Genomic DNA, 24,579 nt, shown 5'->3' on the forward strand with positions numbered 1-24,579 from the left:
TGAACTCATCGCCATTCAACATGTAACACTCGTTCCATCCAGGGAAACTTGATCACCGAAAAACTCCATGGCAAGCTATCAAGTAACATGTCAAACGCATTAGTTTGGATCTGTAATTTCCACGCCTCTTTCTCTCGATAAAGCACGCCATCTCGCTGTAAAAATGTCTCTCTTAATCCCTCTGGTGTCGTTTGACCTAGTGTTTTCCAGTTATCGATGATCCCGACCAGTAAACCATCTGCGGTCTCTTTCTCTTGATCTGACAGCTCAATGCTATAACGAAGTGGTTTCGCTGTTTTTATGCCACACAGCAGCTTGTTAAGCGTCAACTGATACTCCCCGGCTTCACTCTGGCCTGTGACCATATACTGCAATAACTGTGCGCCACGCTCTTGTGCTTGTTCATCAATAAACTGACCCGACTCGGTATAAGCTAACATGCTAAAAAGTCTAGATATGTATGGCGAAGCAAGCACTACACCCGCATTCGCAATATGAATTTCATCGCCTTCGGTCTCTAAATCTTCTGCTGTGTTTTGTGCTGATAATCCATAGATAAGGCGCTCTAATTCTACTAAGGTGAGCTGTTTTTGCGTCTTATCGGATAAAGGTTTACTTTGATTTTTATTGGTTACCACTCGCTGGTTTGGCTTTGAGACAGAGCTTTTTTTAGTATTCTGAAATTCAATTATCTTGATGCATTGCTTTATCTGAGCGGGAGCTAAATTGGTACTGGATGCAGCTTTAAGCTCTCTAACAATCTGCGTAAAAAACAGTTCTCTTGAACTAAACCGATTGTTAGCACTAAAAATGACCGAAACAGAAGCCCTACTGTCATACAGCATGGTGAGGTAGGCAGTCACAACATCACTAAAATTAACCTGACGATGATGCAGTAAATAATCAATAATAAACAAGCACTGAGGTAGCGGGTCAAGGGTCGCTGCTCTAATGCTGCCGCTGACTAGGGCCAATAGGTCGATAATCTTCTGCAATGAGAGATATCGCGTTGAAAACAGTAGGATCAGCAGCTCATGACACTCAGTAGCGGGACGATGCTTGAACACCAGCTTAGCCACCTCGTTTGAAGAGAGGTAGTTAAGCAGTAGAATTTTCAAAGTTGCCGCATCTGAGGTCATCAAGGCTTTCAGGCAAGGATAAAAACGAGATAACAAAATTGCAGAGATATGGTGCGAATTGGCTTGCGATAACTTTACCAATAGCGACTCAAATTCAGTGCTCAAAACCTCTATAGCTTGTTCAGCTATCACGGATTTACCTGCCTCGAGGTTAACGAGTTTAGGGGGTGATTGGTGAGAGGCTATTACTGACGGCTTCATTCTAGCCGGACCTCTCTCGGCCTGATTAGACACGGCCCGTTTAGTCCCGGTCTGATTAGAAATAGCAGCCACTTTATCTGCTGTCGGCTGGGGTATGACACTCTTGGCCACATGCTTGGTATTAGATGCAAGCCCTACCCGCTCTTTGGTATTTCGACTCGAATAACAGGGAACGTCATTCACCAGTAAAACATCATTAGCGAGTGCCACAGGCAGATGATGTGACCGCTCAGATTGCTGGGTTAACGTGTAACTGAAACGATAAATTTGATTAAAGCCAACTGAGAGACCAATGTGCTGCCGCAGTTCAGAAAGGAGCATATTCACGCTCGTCACAGGCAGGATTTGTCTCAAGCTATCGAATAACTCGTCAAGGTGAATATCAGCCAAAGCACGCCAAATATGCTGCCACTGAAATGAGCCGAACATCACCCGTTTTAACCAACTCAATGCTGCGACGGGCTCCTGTTGAAATAACTCCGCCAGCCAATATATAACTTGCTGAAGTTTCACTTTCAGCTCATGTTCTGGCATCTGTTTAGCGTGATTAACAGCAAAGAAAATATGCTGGCTGACAAGCGTTAAACCCGCAGAGATCCTTTGATAATGCTCCAACTGCTGTAGCTGAGATTCAGCGCTTAGCGCATCAACATCGAGATAACTGTCGATTTCAATATTGCTACTCACTTGTTTATATCGCTGCTGAATACCCGCTCTTGAGTCATTGTCCTTTAAGATTAATTTGAGTTGCCGTGTCACGAGTTCAGAGAGATATCCGCCAACGCCATTAATCTGATGCTCCAGCTCAATGGCCTGCAACAATGCAGTTAGCGTACAGTTTCTAAATTCTGCTACACGGGAGAAAACCCGCATAATGAGTTGCTCAGAAAGCTCAGAAATTTCAGTTCCTGAAGCGGCTTCTTCTTTTATTGAGTGTCCTATCGATTGCCAGATCTCACGCCAAATATGTCGTTGCAGTTGTTTTGAGAATGTCATCACTCGTCGCAGTGACATTGAGCTTATAAGCGGTTGTAAAGATGGGATGCCCCCATTCCCATCGAATGCCTTGAATGTATTGAGCGAAGGCAGCCCAACACACAAAATAGAGTGGGAGTTAACCAAAGAACCAAGCCATTGCTGGCTCGTCGGGTATAACAACTGCAGCAGTGCAGTTAGTGTTGACCTAGGCAATGCTAACAGGTAGCGATCGATTGCATCTTGCGCGCGAGTCATTAAGCCTTGAGGTGACGTATAACGATTAGCTGGTTTCAAAAAGTAATGCAAGACACGGATCACGAATGCGCGATCACTATTATCTAAATCTTTAATGACCTGTTCTATGCGAGTTGCGTCCCCAGCGGTTAGGGCCAGTATAAACTGACGATACTGCTGACGGGTTTTGTCTGTGATGTTAACCGGCGCTTGAGCAAGCTCTACAGACGATGAAGAGGACTCTGTTTGTTTTAGGTTAATTACAGGTTCCAGTAATAATTCAGCTAATAACAGTAGCAGCTGCTTTTGCATCTCGGAAGGCGCTTCTAACGAGTAAAAAGCACTGGCAAGATGATGAACAAACTCTTGATGGTCTAGGTTGTTATGCGCAGCTATTTTGTGAGTGATATAGCCCAAATAACTTAAATTATTAAAGTTGGAGCCCCTTTCAACCAGTAAGTAACTAAAGGTGAATTCCCAAAGTTGCTTAGTTAATTCCCGTTGCTCTATTGGCTTAGCCATCTCTACTTTTTTTAACTGCAAGGGAGTTTGCTCTATTAGAGGCTGGATAAATTGCCGTTCTTTAGGTGCCAGCAGTCCAAGCGTGTCTCTGAGCATGGCAAGGGTAAAATGAGTCACGATTGCAGTCACACAGATGGGTTGATGGCCGTAGAGATACAAACTGGTGATCAGCGCATCAGGATAAGCAGACACATAATGGCTCCAATGCAACTTAAGCCGATCGTAACGCCCTAAATTCAAAGCGGTCGCGATATCTTCAAGTGCGATTTGTTCCGCAGTAAGCTTAACCTCATGACTTGCAACTTTTAGCTTTTCATCAAGATTATGATCTGCCAACTCACCCTGTAATTGACTCAACAGAACATGCATATTGCGCTTAAGCGCAGACTCCATTGGAAGTGACTCAAGAGTTTGAAGCAATAATTGATGCAGTTGCATCTGGCTGATATTGTGATGAGATGCATTTTGACGGAGCATGCTCTGCAGGTAGGATTTACGATTAAACTGACTACCTCGCTCAACCAGCAAGTAGGTTAACGTAAACAACCAAAATTGCTGCTTACTCTGACTGTCGCTCAGTGTTTTAACAGATGCTGATGACATATCCACAGCACGCTCTTTAACTGGCTTGAACAATAAAGAGATCCTGCGGATAAAGTCGCTTTCTGTAGGCTCAATTAACTCCAATAGCTGCTGCCACATCGACTCACTTAAGGCTTTCGATAAACGATATCGAACCTCGGCCTGTTGACCTAGATGTATAACTAGTTTGAGAAATTCTGTGCGGTATTCCCCTACCGCTAAGTGCCATACTGATTGAAGTTGATCAATATCGCCACTGAGAATAGCCTTGATAAGAAGTGCAGAAACGAGCAAGGTTCGACTGCTCTTGTCCTGCTGTTTTTGATAATTAGTATCGTTAAATTGTGCAGAAAACTCAGGTTTAAGCTCATCAGAAAGATAGCGTTGACCAATATCCACTAATGCTGGAAACCATTCATTGATGGGCTCTACAGCATCCGCAGACTGCCTGGTACTTCCCGTCAATAGTGCTTTAAACAATGCGCGAATAAAAAATAACTTCTCATTATTCGTTGCCGAATTTAATAAGGCTCCGTTAGCATAAAGTCGTTTTTCTAATGCAGAACTTGCGGCATCATCGCCATAGTTGAACATTAATTTGAATAGATAACGTACCTGTTTTATTCGCGATGGTTGAGCAAGCTTTAAAATCAACTCGATACTCTTTTCAATCGATAATTGCAAAACCAAGCGACTGAGTAAGCTGTCTAAATAGGGAGAACGATTCAACAGAGTCGTGAGCGGCTTAATATTTTTAAATAATGTAACCACTAGCCAATCTTGCCACCCCTGTGATGTGAGTTTCCCCGTCGCAAACGGACTACTCCAAGGTAGTTGACCACGATTCAAAAAATAGCATAATTGCTGCCAATCGCTCTCTTCTGAGCTCAACTTACGAAAACTAATCTCCTTAATGATGCCGTCTGGCTGCTCACTCGACGTGACCACTGCCAAACCAGAACTGCTGCTATTGAGCTCCATCATTTTTTCTGACAATGCGGCAACTAACTTGGTTTCAAGTTGGCTAAGATAATCACGGCCATCAAGCTCGCCAAGATCAATCTCCAACCTATCGATACAGATCTCCCAACCTTGTTGATGTTGCTCAAACACACGATCTATGGCGGGAAGCAAAGTATGTAGTACATAAGTATGTGCTTGCTGCTGAAATCCATCGGCCATCGATTGTTCATCAAAAGACAGATCCAGCACCGCAGTTTCGATTCGGTGCTTCTTGGCGAGATGTGACATAGCTATTTGAGTGTTATCCATGGCATCATTCCGATCCATTGTCACGATAAGCCTGCAGTAAATTCAATAACGCCTCGGCACTACGCTGACACTCGTCAGTTGGCTGATAGGCGTCTCGCCTTAACTCTAACCACAGCATATAATACTGCTCAAACTCACAAAGCTGACCAAAATCAAGCCAAAAACACTCAGCATAGATATGGGCAGGACATTGTTGTTGCACAACATTCAGTGCTCGTTGGCGATAACCAAGATCGGCACAACGCGCAGTAAAGCCTGGGAAGATAATCGAGATTTGACATGAAATAGAATCTTCTTGTGATTCACACTTATCTGCCGCACTCATTGTCATTGGTCGCAATAATAGGTGCTCAACCACATAGACGCCCTCGCAGCTCCGATTCAGGTAGGCCAAATGCTCGCACAGGATATTAGCCAAGCGGTTCACCTTGTTGGTATTACTACTTGTGCCAATAAAGATAGGTTGAACCGAATCTTGCAGTTGCTCTGCGGTTAAGTCTCTACGTTTTTGCTCCGTTAGATAGAGATCGTAGACAGACGTGCGATCTCTTTTTATCAATTTATAGTTGTTAATATCGACGCCTTTTTTAAAAAAAGATTCGCCGATCACGCCTTGCTGCAAAGGTTGCAATTGCAACGCCATCTTGGAGACTTTGTGTCTATCGACCGCCTCTTCAGTCTTAATTAGAGGAATCGACAGCAGTTGCTTCTCCATCGCATCATTGAGAATGACCTGATTGTGTAATGGATAATTTACCCGTTCAAACTCACTATCACTGACAATTTCTAATGGCTCGCGCTTCACTAGGCTTGTGTAGGGCCATCGATTGATTGGCATACCTAAGTGGTAGCTTAATCTATGTTGAAAACCACCGATATTACTGTCAAATGTACGATAGCAGCGGTAATCAAATGCCCCACCTCTATCACGTCCCATTGCCACCACATCATTGAGATAGTGATACTTGCTCTCTAAAACCTGCGCTTCTAAGGCATTAGGGCTGTCATAAAAATTAAACTGTCTCAAAATAGATTGATCTAACTCTTCACCATAAAGGGCAAGTAGATAATCCAGTACCCGTCCCTTTCTATCGTGAAAATGGTCAAACTCAGCCAAAATAGCATCAAATTTTTGTTGTTCTTTCGCTGGATAAATATATTCAATGCCATGAAATTCATGTGAGTCCAAGGTGTAAAACTGATAGCTGGAATTGCAACTTTGATCAATAGAAAACAGCGACTTAATACTGCCAATATTCTTTGAAAAGTTTGCCATCAACTGCTCAAACACCAACAGATAGCCACGTAGCTGATTCGCATTGGCTTTATCTTTTATAGCGGAAAACGCGCCAATACCATTGGCGCTCAAATTGTAACTACTAGGGAAATGTTGCTGGATGGATTGATAGTCTTGTGTTTGACGAAAATGTCCACGCGTCACTTGATATAGGCTGCTAATTTCTTGACGAGTATGACGCATCGAATATTGCTTAAACTGGCTATGCTCAAGATGCGTTGTAAACGTTTCAAAGTGCACATTGATCGATTGATGGTGCTGCTTTAAATTCACTCGCAGCTCTTCTTCAACACCAGGCATCTGTAACCAGGTTTTGTCTCTTATCACCTGTGCTATCGACTGCTCCGCTGGCGCACTATCCCCAACATCGACTAATGCAAGCTGATCTATAACCTCAATCTCTTCGATACTCCTCAATTCTGAGTAGAGTGATGCTAATGTCCTTTGTGCCTGATTTCCATCAAGAGTATCGAGCCGATATCGACCATGTAATGCAATGGGTCCGGTTAAGATCTGCTCAAGACTTCGACCCGCATTGAGTTGTTCTTCATAACTTTCAATCTTAAGTTCACCCATGACCCAGCGATGGCAAACTGAATAGATCTGCGCCAATACATACTCTGCATCGCAATGATCCACCAAGTGAATATCAGCGATGAGCTGATAGCCCTTGTCATTGACGATCTCTATCTTGGCAACATCTTCCGCCAAGTTTCTATTTTTACTATAAATATGTGAGGCTTTATCAATGATTTTATTGGCCAAAGAGGGACGAGACAGACATTTCTGCTGCATCAAAGGTGTCAGCTGTAGTTCGATATTGTAAAGGCCTATGTAACCTGAGCTAACGGGGCTAATCCACACCCTATCAACCTCATCAATCGAATCTAAAAGCAACTGCTGATAATCTTCAATAGTGCATGCTCTAGCGGGTAACACCTGTTCGGGTAACGCTAACGCTAACTGCTTATAATTGAGCGAACCATCGACTTGAGCCAACAGGTCTTCAGCAGAAAAATCGGTTTGATAATTGAGTTCTGTTAGTCCATAACAGAGCTGTTCAAGAATCGTCACTCCAGGATCATGTGCGTTATAATCAGTCCAGATCTCTCCTGAATACTCTTGTGCATACTCGATCGCTTCATGTCTCAAGCTATAAAAACTTAAGGGATCTTTGTTGGCGACATGCCTAGGAATACTTGCACTACTGCTCATGGCTCACCTCAGTTTGGGCTTCATGGCTATCTTGCATATATTCGTCAGCCCACAGCTTGGTGATGTGAAAACATATATTCACCCCTTCCCCGTAATCTGTGTTTGACTTCATCTGCAGATAATAAGGGCGATAGGCCGAACTGCCCTCTTCACTTTGTGGTGCATTAACCCAACGTATTGCCAGCTTATCCGCCGAAGATGAGTAGTAGGCATGTTGGCACTTAATCGGCTTTTTAAAGGTAAACCAATTAAATAGATCGAACCATAATCGAGAGGGGTTGCAGGTGTTCATCGCAATAGCCCGTAACATGGCATAGCGGCCAGTACGTTTAATCCCCACACCAGCCATCACTTCAAAAGCCTGTACTCCCTCTAATGTCGGAGTAATATTGTGCCATTGTCCATCAGCCTTTACTGTCCCCGGCCCATCTTGTTCCTCAAACGCATTGCCAAGTCTGCCAGATGCGTTAATCATGCCGTTGACATCTAAAGCATGCATAGGTTTATCTTGATTGATACCAAGCCGGCTATGGGGTGATATGCAAAGTGTACTAGGAACTGGCTTACTCGAGACTTGTCCACTCGCTAGCATCTGTTTCTCAGGGGCTTTAAACAGTAAACTATCTATCTCCTGATCGAATTTAATACTCCACAACACTTGCTCTGGTTCACTGTCACGGTAAAAGCTTAAAAGGTTGGCATTCTCCTCTAATGATGAGATTTTAAAACCTTCATTAACCGATTTATCAAACCCCTCTTCTAAGGTGTTTAAACATGAATCAATCAAGTCTGAGAAATGCTCAGTTTGAGGTAGCGCACCTTTTCTGAAGTAGTTTTTAAGGGTGCTCCTGTTACGTTTAGCCATCTTGTTGAGTTCCTTCTACACACTGTTCAGTGCCCTCTTCACCACCGATAATGAAGTTTCCCCCCACTTCTAATTCATTAATCCCTGTTTGTTTGGCTTTATGATCGATCTCTTCACTTATCAACTCGATGACTTGGTGGCCATAAGGCATCAGCAGGCACCAAGGCGAGCTAGGGGCTATATCTGTATTACTGTCTCGGTCTTCAATAGCATCTGCTGTTACGCTATCGGTCAGCTGAAAATAGGGCAGTGACTGCTGTGTCCGCTTGATAATGTGTAAAGCTGACACCTCAGTGACAAATTTAATATAACTAAGCTGGCGTATATAAGAGTCAATATCTTGGGTTATTAGCTGCCAACCAAAGCCACTATTATTGGCCGACTCACCCCAAGGGCAGAGAAAATCACAAATATCTTTGTTTAACTGTGTGATCATCTGGCCTGCATGCATACCCGGTACAAACTTAACTGCGCAGCGTACTTGCACACTCTCGTATACTGGCTCCCTGACATCTATTTTGACAAATTGGGACGCATGTAATGAGATAAATGTCTGTACCCGGTTAAGCAGGTTTTGACTGATATTAAAGTCATCACATAACTGGTGCTGACAGCCTATGACCTTGGGCCGGACGATTATTAAAACATGTCCGGGCTGCTTACCCTGTTTGTTAAAAATGCAGTTTGAAATGCATTTAACTCGATCAATTTCAGCAAACTCTTGCAGAATTAAATGCTCATAATCCCAGCAAGTCACCGCCCGATTCTTATGCCTAAGACGTTCGCTGACTCGCTGCTTAAACTCACGATCGTTCTCTTGATCCTTACCATCAAAATGAGTCCTAGCTTGTGTCACCTTCTCGAGTCCTGCCACCGGATGCAGCGTTTTCCATTTAGCAAGGCCTTGCTGAGCAATGCTCTGCAGCTCCCCTGAAAGCTGTCGTGTTGCTTTACCCGCATGTGTTGTTATCGATAAACAACGTCCATAGCTAGACAGTGACTGGTTTGCGCTTGCTCTTAGCCAAAACAAACCTTTGGGCATCACACTGTTTTCAACATTTATCCCTTCAGGCAAAACAAATGTCATGATCCCTGAAGTCGTTAAGCCAAATGTCGTGTCAGACAGTATTTGTCGTTTTGAGAAAGGTAACCAATTGTTATTAATCAGATAAAACCACTGAACATCGCTTTCCTCATCACTTGAATTAAGGCTGGCCTTTTCATCGAAATGAAAGAATAGAGTCAATATTCCAGTCAGTGTTAATGACTCAATACCAATAAACAAATTGCCGTCAAAAGCATATCGAGGAAACAAGTACTTAAGTTCAAGATCCTTATGTTTAGTGATGGGGTAGATTTGCTGGAAGCCAAAGGGGTGAATATGGGTCACACTATGCTGAGGAAGATTCTTTTTCTGATTTTGCGGATGAAGATGTATCACAGTATTAGCACGATAATTAACAGATAAGCGACTCAACGAGGGAGTATAGGGCAGGTTTGGTAATGGTTTGGGCTTTTTACTATGGGCATTGGCAACGAGAATATTAGTCAACAAGGTTGAATATTGTTGATGCCCGAAAGCAATATCGGGCTCAGAAAGCTGAAGCTTAATAAAGCCATTTCTACTTTTAAGATTATAGTCGAATGCTTGCTTTTTAAGATTCGCTCCAACGGGTTTAAACGCATTAGCAACATCCGATCTAATCACTTTAAAACTTTTTAACCTATTGGTTTCGGTGTTTTCATCAAAAAGTGTGATCGATTGCTGCGGATTAACTTTCAGCCAGCTACCATCTCTTAAGACCTCTAATTCCCCTTTAAACGTATCATTACAAAATGGGAAATCATAACCAGCATAGTAAGTTTTAAAACCATCGAGTTCAGAAGGTAAGTCACTCCAGTTAAGATTGATCTCCAACTCAACAATTTGCTTTTGTGCCATCTCTTCACTGCCTAAAACCAGATAGCTATATCGTGATGGCTGTGCACCAAAGGGAACAAATGTTTTCGCAGGATCTACCCTCCCATGATTGTTATAGGCCACCAGGTCAGTGATCCCTTTTACATCAACATCGATGTCGATAGCGCTTAAGATAAGACCGCGAAAAATAGAATAGGGAAAGAAGGTTGCCAGTGGCTTAATGCCGAACTGAATCATCCCCTCATCACAATGCCATTGATTGCCGTGAACCTCAGCGTTAATTGGGGTTATAGGGGGTAAGTCTGGTGTTAAGGTAATAATAAATTGAAAACCATATGCACCATGTTCATCACCATCCACCTTTTTACTCAGAGGTTGAATGCGATAGTTTTTAGACTGCAACCACCCCTCTTCAGTAGAAAGCTTAATATCAAACATCTTCTCATACAGTTCATAAAAAGTGCGTAGCTGATCTTGACTCAACAAGCGTAATAACCTTTTAAGCCCTGAGGTTTCAGTAAACTCTTGTGATTTAATGCTTATCTGTTGAATATCAGCTTTACTCAACCAAGCATTTCGTTGATGTCGCCCTATTCTATTAAGGGTATGCCGACTAAATAATCGCCCTAATAGTCGGTAAAAAAGTGCTTCATTTGGGGCCTCGACAAGCAGTGATAATAAGTAGTTTTTATGGATTAAACTCTGTTGTTCCTCGGCACAGAGAAACATCTCCACTTGCTGTCCTTCTGATAGGTTTATAAGCAAGTTGTCAGCCGTGTTTTCACCGTCGTATAAACTGGGCTCAGCCTCGAGTAAATGGGTAAAAATAGCCAAGATGCAATCTCGTTTTTCAGCATCTGAGTCGGCGGTATTTAACAGGTAAAGCGCGTGAGATGGAATGGGATGAGGTTCTGCCAATGCTATAGTTAAACTTAACTCTCTATGCCCCTCCCGTAAATTTAACACCGGCGCTGAGACGGCAAAACCTAACGCGGCTAGCGATGCACTCTTGCCACCAAATCGCCCATTAGCACCAAAAGTCGTAAAGTCACAATTCGCGTTATCTTCAAGCTTGAGTTGGTTTTGAGTCACCTGAGTCACATAGTGCAACTCGCTTTCAGGAGAAATAAGTGGGTCACGATGTAGATAAAGGTTGAATACAGACTTAACTTGAGCATCGCTAAGCGAGAGGTCATCATCTAAGTGGAAAATAACATCTTGCTGATTACTGTCTTTACCGTAGCTAAACTCTGTCCCCTTTCTGATCTGTACTGCCCGTCTAAGCCCTTTTGTCGGAGTAAACAGTAAATATGCTGATTCGGGCGAACTCGGGGCTGGCTCAAATTTTAATATCTTTCGATAATAGAGATCCAAATGTCGCATCGTAAAACGATTTAACTTTTGTTGGCTATGACGATATATCTTCAAAAACGCCATAAACAAACCCATCGATGGATCATGATCCGAACGATTCTCTAGCGCTAAGGTATAGACTCCGATCCCCATCTGTAGATACCGAACCACATTAATGACGTTAGAAAAGTTTTGTTGTAACAGCGGGAGCAGCTGGTTGGTGTCCATCCGAGCACTATTTGGCTGCCATTGAGAAACAATGTCTCCCCATATGGGATCAAACAGTCTTATCTTTTGCTCTGCCATCTGTTGTTGTTCTGGCGTTAAAAACGCTACAACCCCTTGCAACTGCTGTAAACATGGCTGTAATTTCTTATCTACTGCTGAAGATATCTTGAGGCAAAACTCAAAAGCGGCTTCACTGTCTGACAGCTTTAACTGCTGGTACCAGAGATTAATGTTTGAAAGCGAGGTTAGAATCGTGATGACAGCGGCTTGTGGGTCCTGTTTTAAATCCTCTTCAAACTCTATAGATATTCGATCACAATCCATGTTTTTCAACATGGCCATCATTGCCAACTCACTGGCACAAAACATGGGTTCCCATGTGCCCGCTTTATTATTTTGGTGATCATAAAAATGCAACTGAGAAGCCAGTTGTTTAGCAAACACTAACAGGGTTTCAAACGACATTTCGTCAACATTAAAATGCCCGGCAACCAGAGCATCAGGCAAGCGTAATGCCTGTTTGCTTTCAAGCAATAACCGCGTCATTTCATTCTCCATAATGAGTGACCAAACGACACTGAAGAAGATGATTTTTGCCACATTGCATCCTAGCAGATTTACAGATCAACTAAGGTTCCCTCCAAAATATAGAATGGATACACCATATTACGCCTTGCATTAGTCGTGATCACAGTGAAATTCAAGTCGATATCAAGGCGCCCTTCCATAGCATTGTCAGTACCTATTTCAATCAGCTCGACATTAATTCTGGGCTCAAAATAAAGCAGTGAACGGCTTATTAAGTGCATTAGCTTAGCGATTGTGGCCTGATTAATTTCCTCGAAAACCATTTTTTTGATACCACAGCCAAACAAAGGGTCCATCACTCGCTCTCCCGGTGAGGTAGACAAAATGATGTGTATGCTTTGTTCAATATCTTCTTCAGCAGAAACCATCTCAACCGATCTTTCTGCTGCCATAAACTGAGGTGGAAAGCACCATCCAGTGCCTAAAAATGATCGTTCTATGCTCATCATTACTCTCCCTTGCTCGCTATCCACCAATCATTACCGTCAATGCCCCCAGAACAATACTGCCTCCATGCACTGTGGTATCTCCCATTCTGGCAGCAGGTTTGCCACTGATCATCACAGTTGCCGACCCTTTTGCCACTGTGTCTGGCGGACCCACACACACACAGCTATCACCAACTACACTTGCGGGCAGTTTTTGTATCAATACCGTTGGGACGCCCGGCCCAATAACCGGACCACCGACATGAGGGATCGGCGGCAGTCCAGGTGTCACCATAGGGCAAACATGCATATCAGTGATCCTTGCTGCAGGTGGCATCTATGACTCCTTAATTAATCATCACCATGGCGCCTTTGATTGTGGTCTGCCCAGAAGCAGACAACTCTGCAGACGCACTCCCCTTTGCCACAAACCCAACTTGAGCGGTTTGGTTAATGTTTAAACCCGCCAGTTTTAAATCTGCATTTGAACTTAAGCTCATCTCTCCTACCGCGCTTAATGTCATCTTGCCCTTAGCAGTTATGTTGATATCTTTAGGGCTGTCTAACGTGATACCGCTGCTATTCAGCTCAAGCTTATTACTGTTCTGATCTTCTAGGACGATCGACTTGTCTTTATCACTGATCACCACCTTATTCTCACCTGGTGTGATGATAGTGATCACCTTATCTTCTTCATTAAACTCAATTTTCAGCTTACTCTTGGTGATGATAGCCTTAATGTTGTTTTCAGCAGTCAGATCGTAAGCAGGCTTTCGCTTGCTGCTATATAAGCTGCCTAATATCACAGGTTCACTGGGATTATTGTTGAAATAACCCAGCACCACTTCATCACCAATTTCCGGGATGAAAAAATTACCAATATCTTCAGATGCATAAAAGGTTGCGAGCCGCGCCCACACGCCTTCTGTAGATGCTTGCAATACTGGCACTTGCACCTGTATTCGATTTTGACCACTTGGATCACCGTCTAATTTCATTACCACACCAATCTGAAGTCCTTCAACAGCCGGTAATAATCCACTTGCGGGCGGTGCTGATATGTCCCGATGCTCACTAGACCAATGTGGCGACATACCAAATTCAATGTCTGTTAACCACTGTCCATCAACCAATTCATGGTGAACGCGGCTAACGTAGACCAGGCCGTTAAAACGACTCCCCACTCCCGCAATCTCAATCAAACTGCCGATTTTGGCTGTTGCACTGCCTTGAAACTTCATTGTTCCCTGAATGCGTGCAAGTGCTGACTTTATCTGCTGACCTTTGGCCCAAGCTTTTAAGGATGCAGAATCTAAAGTGTTAGAGGTTTGTAGACGGAAATTATCAATAGAAAGAGTGGCTGCGAGATCGCTACTGGATAGATCCCCCTGCTTATTTAAAGTTTGTGCCTCAACCTTCTCCTGCTGGACCTTTTGTGTGGCGGGATCCCAGCACACACCGCTAACTGAACTGAGCTGATATCTAGCATCGAGATCGGCCGAAAAATCAATAAGATCTTCTCCATAAGTTACCGTTAACTCACCAGTCCCTGTCACTTGGGGCTCACCGATGGTCAGCTTTCCAGCATCGACACAGATGACATAACCATTGGCTTCCGCCCTTGAGAGTACAAAGTCCCAGTCGGTACAATTAAATTGCACAAGTTCATTATATTGTGATGATGTAGCACTGACTGACTTCTCAAGCCCAGAGTAGTTACCGATAATCTCTTCGATGATCTGACTATCGGTTTTGCTCGTGTAATTTTCGCTGGTGCGTGCAATGGTCATGGCCACACACTTATCTTTGCACTCGATCACCAATGACGAGTCATTATTCATGCCAATAGAGATACCCATTCCAATCACTAAGCCACTAAAGATCAGGGTTTCACTGCTGGCATATCCCGCCTTTATTTCAATGCTGGTTCCAGGTTTAAAACAAGACTCAGTACTCAGTGGAAAATCTTTGCCTGGCATATCTCCATCGCTAACGATAATACGTGCCGAAGGAACTCGGTTCACTTCAGATATCACCTCTATCATCAACACATTAACGCTATCTTTTAACGCTGTTCCGTCAGCGGTAATACTGTATTTGATCACGCCATCGCTGTTGCTTAAAGGAGATGCTGCCATATACCTATGCCCCGTCGATTACAGTTAATTTAATGGAGGAAATAATAATTTAGTCCCAGGCTTGATGACCCTAAAGCTGTCTAAATTGTTGAACCTTGCAACTTGCATATAATAGGAGCCATCTTCATAGACTTGCTGACATAGCAAAGGCAGAGTGTCACCCGATTTAAATTCAATCACATGAGTCAAATCCGGAGAGGAGCGTTTTGACTGTAATGCCTCCTCTTTATTGGTCATAAAACCTGAAAATGCCAGGCTTACCTTTGCTCTTAGCGGTGTTCCATCCGGCTTAAAAAGTACATATTCCACTTTAAAACTGGTTAGGCGACACACGAAATAAAGGGTGCCCCAGATAACATTCACCACGTTGGGTTCATGCTTATTGCCTATGTAGTCATAGACAATTTTCTTAAGATCACTGACCTGCTTACTGACATCGATAGCCTTTGTGGTTTTAATTACCCCTGTGCCGTCAATAATCGTTGTAAAATCAATAGACTCAACATCATATCCAGCAAACTTTGTTTCACTAGCAGAAGTGCCTAACGCCTTGTTTTTATTATCATCATACTTAATGGTGTAATTATGATTAAAGTTTGAAGGATTCAACATCACCTCAAACTTGGTCGATCCATCTTCGGTCTCAATAGTGAGTTTTTTAGCCATGGTTCTCCCTAACGCTCGCGAGTTTCACTACGATTACGTTTGATCATCCCCAAACAACTTTTTAGCAATTGTTCTTTCTGCTGACGTAAATCAGATTCATCAACCAGCTCCAGCTGGTCACTTTTATCGCTGCTGACCACATGTGACTTAATCACTAGCTGCTTAACTTCTACTGACATAAATTACATCACCCTATTTGAATACTGATAACACAACTCAATCTCTTCAATTGCCACCTCATTCTTAGTCGAATGAAAACTGTCAACCTTCCAATTTACTGGGTAGGCTTGAAAGAAGTTCCAACTACGGATCACAGTGCCCTTTTCTCCTAAGAGATGAACCGATAGATCCTTAGGTTCGAGAGCTTGCTTAAAATCACCATCAAAAAATGTTTTACACCACTTAATCAAGAAGGAGTCCAGCTTAGTCAGACCTCGCTTCAGCGTTAAGTTACTGTGCTTTACCGATTTGGGTAGGTGATAAACAAAGCGATTTTCGCCCCCTTCTACATAATCCTCAGTCTCAATTTGAGAGCCTATACCGCCAATCTCCTGAAATGAGGTATCAGAGCCATTTTTAGCACCGTGAAATGCGACCTTAAAGTAGAACGCAGGTACAGGCCAAATGGCACTGTCTTGCTTTGAGCCATCAGACATAGCCTTCTCCTCATTACCTATTTTCAAAACGACCAGCACTCCATATCGATTTATTGATCGGGTGCTGGTTCAATCATGCTTACTTATTCGCTATTGCTAGCCCTTCATGAGCAAGCTCGATGGTTTCAACAGCAACTTCATTACCATCTGACTTAAGGTCTGTACCTGTGATCTTTGTTGGCCAAGCATTTGAAAGGGTCCAGACCATAGTCGGAGAACCTGTTTCATCTAATAGACTGATAGTTACAGCCGTACGTGCAACTGTGTTCATCTTGATCTTTGCGTACCAGTCATAGAATTTATTATCTTTAGCAAAAACCCCCTTCTTGAGAGTGACATTGCTTGACTTGACTATTCCCGGCATCTTGATGGTTGAAAAAACCTTATTATCACCAGCACGATACTCAATCACCTGGGCTTCAACATCTAGCCCGGATACCTCTTGAAAAGATGAAACCATCCCTTCACCTGCTCCACCTGCCCACTTAACTTCAAAATAAAACTTGGACATTGGCCATACATTGGCCGACTGTTTTGAACCGTCATCTGACATTGCGTTCTCCTTAACCTTTCATCTTTAATTGGAAGCTATTTACGGCGATTATGACTTCTGCATCTGTTGCTGGAAGGTGATTTCAATAAATTCAGCAGGGCGAGTCACGGCCACTAACACAGTGATTCTGAGTATCCCCTCTAAAATATCTTCACTCGTCATGGTACTTCCTAATCCAACACTGACATTGAACGCGTCGGCAGGAGATGCACCAGCCAAGCCTCCTCGCTTCCAAATGCCAGTTAGAAAGTTAGTGATCATGCTATCCATGGTGACCCATGTGTTGGCCGTATTGGGCTCAAATACATACGCTTTAGAAGCGAGACGAATCGACTCTTCCAGCATGATTAGCGTTCTTCTCACACTGACATAGCGCCAATCTAGGCTATTTCCATCTAAGGTTCTGGCGCCCCAAACTAAGGTGCCTTCACCAGTAAATGTGCGTATCGCATTGATAGATTTGCCTTGGGTGGTAACGTTGAGGTCTTCTTGCTCATCGTGGGAAATGTTCACTGCGGGGGAAATCACCGCGTTGAGACTGACATTAGCAGGGGCTTTCCATACACCACGTGCGTTATCGACCATGGTGTATATCCCCGCCATCGCAGATGAGGGAGGAAGCAGGTTCAATTTACCTTTGATATCTAACAGAATGTTGCCATACATCAGGCTCATTGATATCAGCGTTTTATGCAGCAGATTCTTTTGTGCATCTCCATCAACGCTAGCAATGGTATCGACCTCTGCTAGCATCTGATCTCTCTTTGCCGCTCTTAATTTATTACCTGGCGTGGCAAGATCATCATCACTCAATCCATCAAGGTCGGTAAAACCTGTAGCAACTTCTTGTTTTAACAGCTCTGTCAGTACATCAATGTTTGAAATATTTGCATAGCTGAGGTCACTATCCTGAACGATAGTGGTATTTAACCAAGGGTAGTAAGCGGCTGAATAATCAAGGTAGTTGATGCCTAATTTAGAGCGGAAGTTATCGATACAATCACCATCTGGATCTTGTCTATCTTTAAAGCCATTCCATACATCTAAGATAGTGACACGATTTCTCATGACTCCGCCGCAGTGGGCTAAAGCGGCTTGCTGAACACTTATGCAGTCATCTTCAGCTAACAACATCGCCTCAGGAATCACCACCATAGTGGGTTCCTGCTCCTTAATTAAAGGAGTTATACCAGCCGATAGTTTAGCGGCCTCAACATCATTATTGTACTTACCAACAGAGACGATATAACAAGGTCCACCACCATTTTGAAAAAACAACATCATGCTGAAATAGAGCAAATATTTAGTGTTAGATTGATCCGCGGTATACTCTTTTCCACCGATAATAAATGCCGCGTCTTCGGTTGAATCTTCTGCTTTTTCTGCGATCTCGAATTCTGGTATCGGTGCATCGCCATAATAACTGCGAAATTCGGCCATAGAAGTGATTCTCCACGGCTTGTTTAGTAAGCTTTTCCCACCATTTTCCGCCTTTTCGGTATAACCGATGAAGGCTGGCACAGCAGTGGCAACCTCAACCACCGAGTTTGGAAATGCATTTTTCTCAACAATATACACACCAGGTGTTTTCATCACGCCCATAATCTATTCCTTTAAAGTTAAAAATTGACAAAAATTTCAGAAACTTGCGTCAACTTAGTGTCTACAACCTCTTGGTACCCATGGTTAAAATGAGCCACTGGTAACCGCTTGATTAATACTCGGTGCCCATTGGTTCGCTTATCGATAAGTTGGAAATAACATTCACTAAATTCTTTTAATTTTATTTCTGCATTACTTCTAAACACAGTAATATTACGGCCATCACTCAACAGTTCATTGCTGATAAAGTTAAATTCTATGCCTTTATCCCGGTCACTAATCTCTAAGCTATTTTTTATATTATTGCCATGTAATCTATACTCCCAAAAAGAGCTTTTATTATTTATAGCAGCAAAGAAAACAACAAAACCTGAAGAGTCAACATCGTCAGCAGTGAGTGAATTTAACTCCTGTTCATTAAGTTTTATAGAGATGAACATAAATGCTTGAGAAGAAAAGCCTAGTGCTTCAAGTTCAAAATAAGCAGTAATTTTATCCTTTGAATAATAATCAGCATCGGATATCCAGTCCGAGCTATGCAGCTGATATTTATCAATACCATTAACCACATTATCACCTTGGTTCGGATCATGTTTCAGCCACAATAACCCTTTATCTTTCAATAAGGGGATAGAAGAGTAAGTACTCAAATAAGGAGTGCTACTCGTTATATAAAAATCAAATATTAAACCTTCATCTTCAATATAAAGTAGTAGTATGGGAATCTTTTCTGAATCACATAACACCAATAAACCACCTAAACATGGTTTAAATATGATGCCACTATTTTTAGCTTGAGCAAGAGTGGCTCGGCTTGGCTCTACATTAATGTCATTACAGAATCCTGACTGAAAAAAATCATGATGTATGACCACGGAAAACAGCACTCGAAACCCAGTCACAGTGGCTCACTCTCTGATTTTACAGATACGTTTACCGATGACGTCTTAGATACTCTGGAAATGACCGCCTTATTATCAATCGTTATCATTCTGACTTTATACAGAATTGAAGGTAAATATTTAGCCCCAAACATCCCCCACATGTTACTTAAGTCATGATTTTTAACATTTTCGATATCGAGAACGATTTTATCTATGTTTCTATCAAGGTCAGGCGAATTTTGATGATTAAACACAGGCTGTTGTTGAAAGTAGCCGACAACACTCGAGATGAATTTCAACGATTCATTGTAATTAGCGCCACTAAAATTGGCACAAACCATCAAGTATAAATTGAGATGTACTGGTTGATGCTGCGTAAAGTCACTGCCTACACCTGACGACATATAGTGAGTTTTTGCGGCCGTTTCACGCTCGATATTGGTCAAGAAAATAACCACACGGTTATTTACATTGGCAGATATTGCACCGTCATGGTCAACAAGATTAGACACAACGACTACATCTTCGACTAACTCAAACTTATTTTTAAGAAACTGATTTAACTTTAAAGATATATGATTCATGACAGAAAGTATCATTTCACTCCCCTAACCCTATAGCATAAACACAACCACAAGTTCTAATTTCAATAAATACTTTCGCCACAAAAAATAAATACACACAGTAATTATAAAGCTACGATAAGTGGCAAACGCAGAATAAAAAACTAGCACAAACACGTTTAAAAACAACATAGTCTATAAGTTTATCGACAAAATCATTTTTCCATCACCTTCCCATCATTAATTTGTAGACTTTATTACCACTCAATATAACCTTAAGACTTACACACCCTCCTGCTGTAAGTATTAACAGCGTAAAAAATGTGGTGATACCCGTTACATTAGGAACTAATAACGACAAAAATCATCGCCCCCCTTACCGATGTCGAACGCATAGGGTTTTTATTTAATATTTTTTACAATGAGATATGAAACTTTATAAAGGGAACATGATATGAGTCTTTAGGAGGAGTCTGAAGTGATTGAAGCAAACCAACTTAAGTATGATACGGACATTAATGTTCAAGCCTCGAATCTAAGAATTTTCCAACACTAACAACATTTTTATTTTTTCGTCAATGCTATTCCCAACGGTTCAAAATAGGCGATTAACGCATTGAAGATCTGCTGTCGATGCTCAAGATCTGGATAGCCACCAGCCGTTGCAAGTTGCGACTTCAAGGTCTCATAGACTAAATAAGGGTTACTGATCTCCGGATAGGACTCGATACAGGCTTCAAATGCCCGCGCCATCAACTCGGTGGGGGTAGATAAATACAGCCGCCCATATTGGTTATCTAACGCTACTGCTCGGTCGATATACTCATGACTGTCCAGGCCGTCATGGCTCAAAAAAGTCGTCGCAAATACCCGCTCGAGTCGTTGATTTAACGGATGCTTTATCGATGTGACATCGGCCAACCAACAACTGCTGGCGAAAGAGGCACCACGAGCACCTCTGTTGTTGGAAGGGAGCTTAAATGCTTTAGAGGCGATGTAATGATCATATGCATGCCAAAACTCATGGGCTAACGCCCCTGCTCCTGCATTTTTAGCCAGAGCCAGTTCACGACCCGCTGGCATATAATGAGCCTGGACGCCCTGCTGACCACCGCTGCCGAAGGCAAGGTTAAGTGTTTGCCTGAGCCCGATAGCAATCGGAGGCAGTTTCAATATAAAAGCCAAATCGGCTAAGGAGTCGAAGATAAGGTTAGCCGCCTTGTGCTTCTCCTCTTCCTCGACCCAGCTGCCTATACGTATATGATTCAGGCCGAAGGTCTCTTTGATATCGTGAAAGCTCACCTGTTCGTCGAAACGATAATCAGGGCCGACTCGCTTGTATGTTTTACGCTTTAGCACTCACTATTCCACTCGCTGCAATTAGCCACATTATACCTTATTAGTTTAAACCTCATATCAATTGATATGAGTGCTGCATTCTTTTTAGGTACGGCGTTCAGTAAACGTTCAGCCCCTGTAAGCTATTCTACCCATGAATTTTAAGACACTGATAATTAAGGTAGATACAGCGATGAGACTGGTAATTTTGTGGGCGGCAATACTTGTAATGAGCACAGTAATCGTAGCACTATCTGGGACTATTCACTGGCCTATGATGGGTACGATGTTTATGGCAATGACCATTGGATTAGTCATCATGGTCAACCTGGGAAAACTCGCCGATAAACACTTTGTCAGTTTCTGTTCCGGACTCGTCGGTAAGGCTAGAGCCGACTCTTAGCTTTTAGCTCTGAATCATTAAAGCTTCTCATTACTCGCCTTGCGCCACTGCAACGGCGAGCTTTTCATGGTATTTCTAAACGACTTAGAAAACGCACTGACATCAGCAAAACCAAGCACCTCAGACAACAAGGTGATGTCGATATTACTGGACTCAAGATGCCAACATGCGGTGCTAATGCGCACATCAATAAGCACCTGCTTAAATGTCAGTCCCCTATCCTTTAACCTTCTCTGCAGGGTGCGCTTATTCATGTTTAACAGCAAGGCGATATCCTCGATATTAGACTCTCTTATCCCCATGGTCTGTAATATCAAAGTTTTGACTTTTCTCTCGATATCATCGCCAAACTGATCGATAAGTGACTTGAGATACATCTCAATCAGATGTTTATCCTCTTGAGAGATAAGTTGGATATCTTGCGATAGATAGGCGCTATCTAAGATTAGCCGATCATTTTCCTGATTAAAAACCACCTGGCACTCGAAGTATTTCCGGTAAACCGCATTGTCTGAGATAGGCGCGTGAGCAAACTCCAATCGCTCAACCTTAGTCTGGCTGCCGATAAGCGCCTTAATCAGGCGTAAGCAGACACCGAAGGACAACTCCTTATATTGCTTAGCATGGCTTATGTCTTGAAAGACCTGATAGCGCTCTATCAGTGCGGTCTGATTAATCTCCCTGACCATCCAATATTCACCATGGCTGTGCACCGCCATGTATCTTTGAGCATTGGCCAATGCCTCCCTTACCGTTTGACTGCTCAGCATCAGCATGCCCACAGGGCCTAACACTTCGACGCCCTGCATAGCGGCCAACCTCAAACCGAAATCCTTACAGTCGAGTTGCTCGGCGGCTAGCTCGAGTAAGTTGATCATGCCAGCGAAGGCGATCAGAGTATCTGGATTGCTAAAATCATCTCTAGTTAAGCCACACCGAGACAAGAGGTCTGAGCTGTCGCCTCCCAGCTCAGAAACCAGAGCATCGAAGCCGGACAAGGAGCCACTGCGGATCAGATAGTGTTGTTTCATAACTGGCTTTCTCTATTCAAAGTATCTACTCAAAGGATCGGCTCAAAATGTCGGTGGTTAAATAGTGACTAATTTGTCACCAAATGACAAGAATGAAATTTAGACAAGCCTTAACCTAATTGAATCGATTCGATAACAATAATTAATAACATCGGAGTTACGCATGTCAGCATACGATACGATTATCAAGGGTGGCCGATATTTTGATGGAACCGGCGCATCATCTTCTATTCAAAATATCGCAATCAAACAAGGCAAGATAGCCCTAGTCTCTAGCTCGCCAATAGACGAGACAGGTTGTGAGCACATCATAGATGCCCGTGAAAAATGGGTTATGCCAGGTTTCATCGATACCCACACCCATTATGATGCCGAGCTGATCGTCAGCCCCAGCCTCTCGGAGTCGGTTCGTCACGGCGTGACCACAGTCTTGGTGGGTAGCTGCTCATTGAGCATGATCTGCAGCGAATATGAAGACGCCTCCGATATATTCACCCGAGTCGAAACCGTGCCCCGTGAGAAGGTCCTGCCAATTCTCAAGAAGCACAAGACCTGGAATACACCTAAGCAATGGGTCGAATACATCAAGACCCATCCCCTGGGACCGAACGTCGTCAGCATGCTGGGCCACAGCGACATGCGCGTAGGCGTGATGGGCTTGAGCCGCTCCACAGATATTCGCGTCGTCCCCACCGAAGCCGAGATGATAAAGATGGAAAGCCTGCTGCAGGAATCTTTAGAGATAGGTTTTCTCGGTCTATCCACCATGTGCTTAAAGTGGGACAAGCTAGATGGCAACCGCGAGTGGTCCAAGAGCCTGCCCAGCACCTATTCGAAATGGAAAGAGGTCTCCCGCCTCAACAAATTAGTGCGCAAGTACGACCGAGTGCATCAAGGCGCACCTAATGCCGCCGCCATCTTGCAAATAAATCAGTACATGCGTGAGTGTGTGGGTATCTTCCAAAAGCGCCTCAAGACCACCTTAATCAGCCGCATGGATCTCAAGGGCAGCGTCTATCTGAGCAAGATCACTAACCTGGCCGCCCGCGTCACCAACTTCTTCAACGGCGATTTTCGCTGGCAGGTTCTACCCACCCCGTTCACCGTGTATGCCGACGGCATAGATGTAGTGTTTTTCGAGGAGTTCGGTGCCGGCGAGCTAGCGCTGGATCTGAAAGATAAGATAGAGCGTAACAAGCTGCTGCAAGATGAGACATATCGCCGTGATTTCAGAAAGTTTTATGGTGAGAAACTCAGCCCAAGAGTGTGGCAGAGAGACTTCGGTGATGCCATTATCCTCGCCTGCCCCGACGAGTCCATCGTAGGTAAAAACTTCGCCGAAGTGGCTAAGCACAGAAGCATACATGTGGTGGATCTCTTCCTGGATCTGGTGGTGCAATACGGCACCGACCTGCGCTGGTACACCACAGTCGCCAACCACAGAAAGCACGTGCTGAAGAAGATGGTCAAAGATAAAAAATCCCTTATCACCTTCAGCGATGCCGGGGCGCATATTCGTAATATGGCCTTCTATAACTTGCCACTTCGCATGCTCAAGCTCGTGAGCGAGTCCATAGACGAAGGCGATGCCATGATGACGATGGAGAAAGCCGTCTGGCGTATGACAGGGGATCAGGCTGAGTGGTTCAGCATAGATGCGGGCAGGATCCAGCAAGGGGATCGCGCCGATGTCGTCATCATCAACCCTGAAGAGTTTAAGCAAAACCTCGAGCAAGTCAGCTGGGCTGAGATGGAAAACTTCGATCTGCAACGTCTGGTCAACCGCAATCCAGGTCTAGTTGAGCAGGTATTTATCAACGGCAAGCTTGCCTTCGAGAATGACGAAATAGTCCCAGAACTAGGCAAGAAAATGGGCTACGGCACCTATATACCGGCCCATTAGCAATCGACTTTAAATGGAC

18 protein-coding genes are annotated in these 24,579 nt (G+C 43.4%); 2 read left to right on the forward strand and 16 right to left on the reverse strand.

The annotated features are described in order from the left end of the window. Positions 1–5: 5 nt before the first annotated feature. The 15 genes from FS373_RS12630 to FS373_RS12695 form a co-directional block, all read right to left on the reverse strand. Complete coding sequence (locus FS373_RS12630; RefSeq protein ID WP_152829583.1) at positions 6–4,928, reverse strand: contractile injection system tape measure protein; 4,923 nt, start codon at positions 4,926–4,928, stop codon at positions 6–8. A 4-nt stretch (positions 4,929–4,932) separates the two neighbouring features. After that, the gene (locus tag FS373_RS12635; RefSeq protein ID WP_152829584.1) at positions 4,933–7,440 is read right to left on the reverse strand and encodes a hypothetical protein; all 2,508 of its coding nucleotides are present in this window, start codon (positions 7,438–7,440) and stop codon (positions 4,933–4,935) included. Continuing rightward, the gene (locus FS373_RS12640) at positions 7,430–8,305 is read right to left on the reverse strand and encodes a hypothetical protein (protein WP_144047818.1); all 876 of its coding nucleotides are present in this window, start codon (positions 8,303–8,305) and stop codon (positions 7,430–7,432) included. Before FS373_RS12640 ends, FS373_RS12635 begins: the two co-directional genes overlap by 11 nt. Next, positions 8,298–12,407 (reverse strand): baseplate J/gp47 family protein, encoded by a 4,110-nt coding sequence (locus FS373_RS32575; RefSeq protein ID WP_152829585.1) that lies wholly within the window; start codon positions 12,405–12,407, stop codon positions 8,298–8,300. The genes FS373_RS12640 and FS373_RS32575 overlap by 8 nt, the downstream gene beginning before the upstream one ends. A gap of 17 nt (positions 12,408–12,424) precedes the next feature. Beyond that, positions 12,425–12,844, reverse strand: coding sequence for a GPW/gp25 family protein (locus FS373_RS12650; protein ID WP_221937440.1), 420 nt, complete (start codon positions 12,842–12,844; stop codon positions 12,425–12,427). A gap of 16 nt (positions 12,845–12,860) precedes the next feature. Next, a complete protein-coding gene (locus FS373_RS12655; RefSeq protein WP_077754478.1) occupies positions 12,861–13,160 on the reverse strand; it encodes a PAAR domain-containing protein in 300 nt (99 codons plus the stop codon). 10 nt (positions 13,161–13,170) lie between these two features. Then, positions 13,171–14,961: a type VI secretion system tip protein VgrG gene (gene vgrG / locus FS373_RS12660; RefSeq protein WP_144047820.1), complete on the reverse strand. Its 1,791-nt coding sequence runs from the start codon at positions 14,959–14,961 to the stop codon at positions 13,171–13,173. Positions 14,962–14,985: 24 nt separating this feature from the next. Further along, a complete protein-coding gene (locus FS373_RS12665; protein ID WP_152829586.1) occupies positions 14,986–15,627 on the reverse strand; it encodes a peptidoglycan-binding protein in 642 nt (213 codons plus the stop codon). Positions 15,628–15,635: 8 nt separating this feature from the next. Further along, positions 15,636–15,806, reverse strand: a complete 171-nt coding sequence (locus FS373_RS31485) for a DUF5908 family protein (protein ID WP_185976884.1) — start codon at positions 15,804–15,806, stop codon at positions 15,636–15,638. A gap of 3 nt (positions 15,807–15,809) precedes the next feature. After that, positions 15,810–16,283: a phage tail protein gene (locus tag FS373_RS12670; RefSeq protein WP_144047822.1), complete on the reverse strand. Its 474-nt coding sequence runs from the start codon at positions 16,281–16,283 to the stop codon at positions 15,810–15,812. Positions 16,284–16,362: 79 nt separating this feature from the next. Then, complete coding sequence (locus FS373_RS12675) at positions 16,363–16,836, reverse strand: phage tail protein (RefSeq protein WP_144047823.1); 474 nt, start codon at positions 16,834–16,836, stop codon at positions 16,363–16,365. A 48-nt stretch (positions 16,837–16,884) separates the two neighbouring features. Then, positions 16,885–18,438 (reverse strand): phage tail sheath family protein, encoded by a 1,554-nt coding sequence (locus FS373_RS12680; RefSeq protein ID WP_152829587.1) that lies wholly within the window; start codon positions 18,436–18,438, stop codon positions 16,885–16,887. A 17-nt stretch (positions 18,439–18,455) separates the two neighbouring features. After that, positions 18,456–19,340, reverse strand: a complete 885-nt coding sequence (locus tag FS373_RS12685; RefSeq protein WP_152829588.1) for a hypothetical protein — start codon at positions 19,338–19,340, stop codon at positions 18,456–18,458. Beyond that, entirely contained in the window at positions 19,337–19,906 is a 570-nt protein-coding gene (locus tag FS373_RS12690) for a DUF4255 domain-containing protein (protein WP_227992744.1), read from the reverse strand. The genes FS373_RS12685 and FS373_RS12690 overlap by 4 nt, the downstream gene beginning before the upstream one ends. 543 nt (positions 19,907–20,449) lie before the next feature. Next, positions 20,450–21,244 (reverse strand): CLCA_X family protein, encoded by a 795-nt coding sequence (locus tag FS373_RS12695; protein ID WP_322619496.1) that lies wholly within the window; start codon positions 21,242–21,244, stop codon positions 20,450–20,452. Positions 21,245–21,452: 208 nt separating this feature from the next. Between FS373_RS12695 and FS373_RS31490 the strand changes: the two genes are divergently transcribed. Then, complete coding sequence (locus FS373_RS31490) at positions 21,453–21,626, forward strand: hypothetical protein (RefSeq protein WP_185976885.1); 174 nt, start codon at positions 21,453–21,455, stop codon at positions 21,624–21,626. A 17-nt stretch (positions 21,627–21,643) separates the two neighbouring features. Here the strand turns inward: FS373_RS31490 and FS373_RS12700 are convergent, their stop codons facing one another. Further along, entirely contained in the window at positions 21,644–22,657 is a 1,014-nt protein-coding gene (locus tag FS373_RS12700; protein WP_152829589.1) for an AraC family transcriptional regulator, read from the reverse strand. A 163-nt stretch (positions 22,658–22,820) separates the two neighbouring features. Between FS373_RS12700 and FS373_RS12705 the strand changes: the two genes are divergently transcribed. Further along, complete coding sequence (locus FS373_RS12705) at positions 22,821–24,560, forward strand: N-acyl-D-amino-acid deacylase family protein (protein ID WP_144047828.1); 1,740 nt, start codon at positions 22,821–22,823, stop codon at positions 24,558–24,560. The last annotated feature ends 19 nt before the right edge of the window (positions 24,561–24,579 follow it).

The organism is Shewanella sp. YLB-07, assembly GCF_009377275.1.